Here is a 6,201-nt window from a genome sequence, read left to right on the forward strand (position 1 = left end):
GCACTTTGTTCGCCCCTGGTTCGGCTTATCCCCCAGTGGATTCATTTTCATCATTGGGGGAAGGCAAGACATGTCGGATGTTCACAAGCCGAAGTTGGCGAATGCGGTGAAGGCCGGGCTCTGGGGCATGCTCGCGGTGTATGGCGCGACAGCGCTGCCGCAGGCGGCCATGGCGGCGGGGGAGCAGACCCAGGTGCGGCGTTTCGATATCGCCGGAGGCAACCTGAGTGAAGTCCTCAGCCGTTTCGCCAGCGAAGCGGGTGCGGCGATTTCCTTCGACGCGCGGCAAACCGACGGCTTGGCTTCGGCGGGCTTGCAGGGCGAGTACGGCGTGCTTGAGGGCTTTGCACGGATTCTCTCCGGCACGGGCTTGCAAGCCGAGCCGCAGAGCAACGGCAGTTATGTGCTGCGTTCTGTGCCCAAGAGCGCGTCGAGCCTGGAACTGGGGGTGACCAGTGTGCAGGCCCAGGCCCTGGGCGCCACCACCGAAAACTCCGGTTCCTACACCACGGGTGCGGTGACCATCGGCAAAGGCGCCCATTCCCTGCGGCAGACCCCGCAATCGATCACGGTGATGACCCGCAAGCTGATGGACGATCAGAACATCACCACGGTCGAAGACGTGATGGCCAAGACCCCCGGCATCACCCTTTACGAGTCGCCCATGGGCGGCAAGTACTTCTATTCCCGGGGCTTCCAGATGCTCGGCCAGTATCAGTACGACGGCGTGCCCCTGGACATGGGCAACAACTACGTGCAGGCCGACAGCTTCAGCGGCGACCTGGCCTATTACGACCGAGTGGAAATCCTCCGCGGCGCGGCGGGCATGATGAAGGGCGCCGGCGGCACCTCGGGTTCGGTCAACTTCGTGCGCAAGCGCGGCCAGAGCGAGGCCCACACCGAGCTCTCGTTGTCCGGCGGCAGTTGGGACAACTACCGTGGCCAGGTCGATACCGGCGGGCCGCTGAACGAAGATGGCACGGTGCGCGGGCGGGTGGTGGTGGCCGAGCAGAGCAAGCACTACTTCTACGACAACGCCAGCCGCAAGGACCAGACCTACTACGGTGCCTTGGACGTTGACCTGGACCCGGCCACCACCGTGGGCCTGGGCATCGCCTATGAAGACGTGGACGCCACGCCTTGCTGGGGCGGCCTGCCGCGCTATCGCGATGGCAGCGACCTCAAGCTCGGCCGTTCCACCTGCCTGAATCCGTCGTGGAATACCTGGCGCAGCCAGCGCACCACCCTGTTCGGCGACCTCAAGCATCAGTTCAATGACGATTGGTCGCTGAAGGTGGCCGGGGTCTATACCAAGAACACCCAGGACATCAAATACGCCTTCGCCTCGGGTTCGGTGACCCCGGCCAACACCACCTCGCCGCTGATCAGCGGCCTGTTCGACTACGACCAAGTGGACTACGGCTTCGACGCCTACGTGGACGGCAAATTCGATGCCTTCGGCCTGGAGCACGAGTTGACGGTGGGGGTGAACGCCAGTCGCTCGAACAAGGACGACTTTTTCAGCGTCGCGATCCTTCCTCAGCGCCAGGACGTGTTCAACCCGAACAAGCACATCCCCGAGCCTGACGACAGCTACTACTACGCCAACTCGACCCGTGGCGGCCCGGTGGATTCGGTGACCAAGCAGTACGGCGCCTATTCCACCCTGCGCCTGAAACTGGCCGATCCGCTGACTCTGGTTCTGGGCAGCCGGGTGAGTTGGTACAAGTCGCAAACCGACTACCTGTTTATCTCCGACAACAGCACCCAGCACGCCGAGACCAAGGAAACCGGGCAGGTCACGCCCTTTGCCGCTGTGCTCTATGACCTCAACGACAACCTGACGCTGTACGCCAGCTACTCGGACATTTTCACGCCCCAGGGCGGTTACCGCACTGAATCCGGCTCTTCCCTCAAACCGTTGGTGGGCCAGAGCTACGAGCTGGGGATCAAGGGCGAGTGGTTCGAGGGGCGCCTGAACAGCTCTTTCAACCTGTTCCGCACGATTCAGAAAGACCAGGCACAGACCGACTACCTGTCCAGTTGCGCATCGTTCGACGGCTATTGCTACGCCAATGCCGGCAAGGTCCGGGCCCAGGGCTTCGAGGCTGAAGTCAGTGGCGAAGTCATCGAGCGCCTGCAATTGTTGGCCGGCTACACCTTCACCCAGACCCGCACTCTGGACGACTTGGACAGCAGCAAGAATGGCGCGGCGTTCAACAGCTACGTGCCCAAGCACCTGCTGCGAGTCTGGGGCGACTACAGCCTCAGTGGTCCCCTTGAGCGCTTCACCGTCGGTGCCGGGGTCAACGCGCAAAGCGGCAACTTCCGCAGCTCGCCGACCACCGGGCAGAAGATCACCCAGGCCGGCTATGCGATCTGGAACGGGCGCATCGGCTACCGCATCGACGACACCTGGTCCCTGGCGCTCAACGGCAACAACCTGTTGGACAAGCGCTACTACGCCACCGTGGGCACCGAGAACTTCGGCAACTTCTACGGCGATCCGCGCAACTTCATGGTCTCGGTCAAAGCCAGCTTCTAAGGCCTTTGTCCCAAAGCCAGGGGCGTATGTCGCGCTCGATGAAATAGCGTGCCAGGGCCTTGGGGTCCGCGCTGCGCTCGGCCAGGGCCACGTAGGTGTCGGGGCGCAGCAGGTAGTAACCGTTGCGCGCCAGCCCTGCCGCGGCATGCGCCGGGCGCCAGTCGAAGATACTCAGGGGCAGCTTGTGCTCCTGGCACCAAGAGATCAGCTCGTCGCTGGTGACCCCGTACACGTGCACTTGCCAGCCGGTCAGGGTCAGGCTGGTGAAGTTGTCGTGTTCCGCATCGTGGGCCCAGGGCAGGCGATCACCGCCATGCACTTGGCCGGCGCTGCCGCTGCTCAACGGCATGTTGCGGTAGTTCAGGGTGATCTGCGACACGGTGCGAAAGAGCCATTCGCGTGCCGCCTCGAACGCCGCCAGTTTGGGAATCAGCATCGGCGCCAGGCGCGTGCGCAGCAGGTTGGCAATGGTGCCTTCGGCCGTGGCGAAGCTGAACACCCGGTCAGTGGTGGCCACCAGGCGCCGGGCAAACTCCATGCGCTCGACTTCGTAACTGTCCAGCAGGCGTCCTTCGGCCTGGCCGGTGAGCACGGCGGCGAGCTTCCAGGCCAGGTTGATGGCGTCGCCGATTCCGGTGTTCATGCCCTGGCCGCCGGCCGGGCTGTGCACATGGGCCGCATCCCCCAAGAGAAACACCCGCCCGCTGCGAAACTGCTCTGCCACCCGGTGATGCACACGGTAGGTGGAGAACCAGTTGACCCGTTGCACCTCGACCTGGAGTTGGTCCAGGGCGCGGTGGCTGACGTCCTCGAAACGCAACTCTTCCGGGGCTTCGGCGTGTTCGCCGGTGACCGTGCCGATCAGCCGGGCGCGGCCTGCACCGGCCAGGGGGAAGACCGCGAGAAAGTCCGACTCATCCAGGTCCACGTGCAGTTGGCCGTCGATGGACGGGCCGCTGGCGTCCACATCCGCGACATAAAACACCTGCCGATAGGTGCCTCCCGGAAAACCGCTGCCCAGGGTTTGGCGCACCGTCGAGCGGGCGCCGTCGCAGCCGGCCAGGTAAAAGGCCTGGCAGCGTTCCTCGTAGCCGTCGGCATGGCGCAGTCGGGCTTCCACCAGGTTGCCCAAGTCGTTGAAGCCCAGCAGTTCGGTGTCGCGCTCCACACTCACCCCCAGGCTCGCCAGGCGCTCCACCAGCAATTGCTCGTGCAGGTCCTGGGGGAAAATGTGCAGGAAGGGGTAGGGCGTCAGGTCCTCGCCAATGTCATTGAGGGGCAACTGGGCGGCGCGCTGGCCCTGGACCCAGAGATTCACCGCCGGCACCTGGTGGCCCTGTTCAAGGATGGCCTGGGTCAGGTCCAGTTGGCGGTACAGCTCCAGGGTCCGGGCTTGCACGGCCAGGGCCCGGGACGTGGTACCGGGCCCCGAGGTGCGGTCGATGATGCGCACCTGGATACCTTGCTGGCGTAACCACAGGGCCAGGACCAGGCCGGTAGGCCCGGCGCCGATGATCAATACGTCGCTGCAGTTCATGTCTTGCCCTCACTGGGAAATCAAATGCATGCACTGGACGGCGGGGCGCTGTAGTCGCCCCCTCAGCGTTGGGCGAACGCCAGGTTCAGGCCCAGGGCGGCGAAGCTCGCGGCAAAACTGCGGCGTAGCCAGTTTTGCACCCGGGGCGACTCGATCACGGCTCGGCGGAACAGGTTGGCCAGCAACCCGTAGAGCACGAACACCGCCAGGGTCATGGCCATGAATACCGCGCTCAAGCTGAGCATTTGCAGGGCCGGGGCGGCGCCATCGTGGCGGATGAACTGGGGCAGGAAGGCCAGGAAGAAGATGGTCAGTTTGGGGTTGAGGATGTTCAGCAGGCAGGCCTTGAGCATCAGGCTGCCGGCGCGGGTACTGCCGGTGTGCCGGTCCACGGCGAAGGCCGAGCGATCACGCCAGGTGGCATACGCCAGGTACAGCAGGTAGGCGACCCCGGCGAATTTCAGGCCCTGGAAAGCCAGGGCGCTGGTGTGCAACAGCGCCGACAGGCCCAGTACCGAGGCCAGCAGGTGCGGGACGATGCCGGCGGTGCAGCCCACGGCGGTGAACAGGCTGGCGCGCTTGCCGGCCACCAGGGCGGTGGAAATGGTCAGGATCACGCCGCTGCCGGGGATCAGCACGACGAGCAGTGAGGTGATGAGAAAATCCAGGCTTAACATCCAGTTCGAACTCCTTGAACAGTGGGTTTTACGGCAGATCAGCCGGCGCCCCGTGACGCCCTCGGGGCGCTGCAGATTGAGCGTAGGTGAAAATCGCCGATCTTCGCGGTTATTGGTCTAGCCGGGTGGCGTGGGGGAACGCCGTTGGCGGTTGTCGGTCGATATTCGCGGCAACCTGCTTCACTGGAAGCAGGGTGGACCGGCACGGTATTTGGGGAATCATGAACCTGCATCGAGTTATTTTCACCAGTACGGCGCTGTTGCTGCTGGCCGGTTGCGCCGGCCAGCGCGGTGCCCAGGCGCCGACGCCAAGCCCGGCCGAGGTGCAGGCGCAGGTTGTTCGCCTGTTGCCGCCGCAGACCCAGGATCGCCGGGGCTGGGCCACGGACATCCAGGTGGCGTTCAGCGCCCAGGGCATCGAGCCGAGCAAGGGCAACCTGTGTGCGGTGCTGGCGGTGGCCGAGCAGGAGTCGACCTTTCAGGTGGACCCGCCGGTGCCCGGGTTGGGCAAAATCGCCCGCCAGGAGATCGACCGGCGCGCGGCCAAGGTGCATGTGCCGTCGCTGCTGGTGAGTGCGGCCCTGCAGGTGCGCTCGCCCAACGGCCAGTCCTACAGCGAGCGGCTGGCCAAGGCTCGCACCGAGAAAGAGTTGAGCGCGATTTTCGATGACTTCATCGGCATGGTGCCCATGGGCAAGACCCTGTTCGGCAGCTTCAACCCGGTGCACACCGGCGGGCCGATGCAGGTCAGCATCGAATTCGCCGAAAAACAGGCCAAGGCTTATCCCTATCCGGTTCAGGGTTCAGTGCGCCAGGAAGTCTTCAGTCGCCGGGGCGGGATGTATTTCGGCATCGCCCATTTACTCGGCTACCCAGTGAATTACCCGCAGCCGCTGTACCGTTTCGCCGATTTCAACGCCGGCTGGTACGCCAGTCGCAACGCCGCGTTCCAGAACGCCGTCAGCCGTGCCACGGGGATTGCCCTGGCCCTGGACGGCGACCTGATCCGCTACGACTCGGTGATGCCGGGCAGCACCGAATTGGCGGTGCGCACCCTGGGCAAGCAGTTGGACATGCGCAACCCGACCCTGCGCGATCAATTGGAAAAGGGCAGTGGTGCGGAGTTTGAGCAGACCCGCCTGTACCAACGGGTGTTCGCCCTGGCCGATCGCGCCGCCGGCCAGCCTCTGCCCCGTCAGTTGTTGCCAGGCATCGAACTCAAGAGCCCGAAAATTACCCGCAAACTGACCACGGCCTGGTTCGCCAAGCGGGTGGACGAGCGCTACCAGCGCTGCATGAAACGCGGCTAGAGACTTTCCTGGCGCTGGACGGTTATCAGAATGAAAAAAGCCCGGCTGATAAGGCCGGGCTTCTTTTCCGATACCGCTGTTGAGTGACTCATGCACGGTTCTGAACCAGTCGATCCGAACCACCTTCAGCGA

The 6,201-nt window shown here is 64.2% G+C and carries 4 protein-coding genes; 2 read left to right on the forward strand and 2 right to left on the reverse strand.

Translation table 11 applies throughout. The annotated features are described in order from the left end of the window. The first annotated feature begins 70 nt into the window (after window positions 1-70). On the forward strand, window positions 71-2,545 hold the full coding sequence (locus tag M1B35_RS31155) for a TonB-dependent siderophore receptor (RefSeq protein ID WP_268263983.1): 2,475 nt from the start codon (window positions 71-73) through the stop codon (window positions 2,543-2,545). Here M1B35_RS31155 and M1B35_RS31160 read toward each other — a convergent pair. Both M1B35_RS31160 and M1B35_RS31165 read right to left on the reverse strand, forming a co-directional pair. Beyond that, window positions 2,529-4,082: an FAD-dependent oxidoreductase gene (locus M1B35_RS31160; RefSeq protein ID WP_123331387.1), complete on the reverse strand. Its 1,554-nt coding sequence runs from the start codon at window positions 4,080-4,082 to the stop codon at window positions 2,529-2,531. The two genes, M1B35_RS31155 and M1B35_RS31160, sit on opposite strands and share 17 nt — an antisense overlap. Window positions 4,083-4,144: 62 nt before the next feature. After that, window positions 4,145-4,759, reverse strand: a complete 615-nt coding sequence (locus M1B35_RS31165) for a LysE family translocator (RefSeq protein WP_268263984.1) — start codon at window positions 4,757-4,759, stop codon at window positions 4,145-4,147. A 221-nt stretch (window positions 4,760-4,980) separates the two neighbouring features. Here M1B35_RS31165 and M1B35_RS31170 point away from each other — a divergent pair, with 221 nt between their 5' ends. Beyond that, window positions 4,981-6,069 carry a DUF1615 domain-containing protein gene (locus M1B35_RS31170; protein ID WP_268263985.1) on the forward strand — a complete coding sequence of 363 codons (1,089 nt, stop codon included), beginning with the start codon at window positions 4,981-4,983 and terminating at the stop codon, window positions 6,067-6,069. The last annotated feature ends 132 nt before the right edge of the window (window positions 6,070-6,201 follow it).

Origin of the sequence: Pseudomonas morbosilactucae, from assembly GCF_023241665.1 — a bacterium.
Lineage (GTDB): Bacteria > Pseudomonadota > Gammaproteobacteria > Pseudomonadales > Pseudomonadaceae > Aquipseudomonas > Aquipseudomonas morbosilactucae.

Coding starts and splice junctions, on each gene's coding strand:
- M1B35_RS31165 (WP_268263984.1), bottom strand. CDS start 4,759: ATGTTAAGCCTGGATTTTCTCATCACCTCACTGCTCGTCGTGCTGATC.
- M1B35_RS31160 (WP_123331387.1), bottom strand. CDS start 4,082: ATGAACTGCAGCGACGTATTGATCATCGGCGCCGGGCCTACCGGCCTG.
- M1B35_RS31155 (WP_268263983.1), top strand. CDS start 71: ATGTCGGATGTTCACAAGCCGAAGTTGGCGAATGCGGTGAAGGCCGGG.
- M1B35_RS31170 (WP_268263985.1), top strand. CDS start 4,981: ATGAACCTGCATCGAGTTATTTTCACCAGTACGGCGCTGTTGCTGCTG.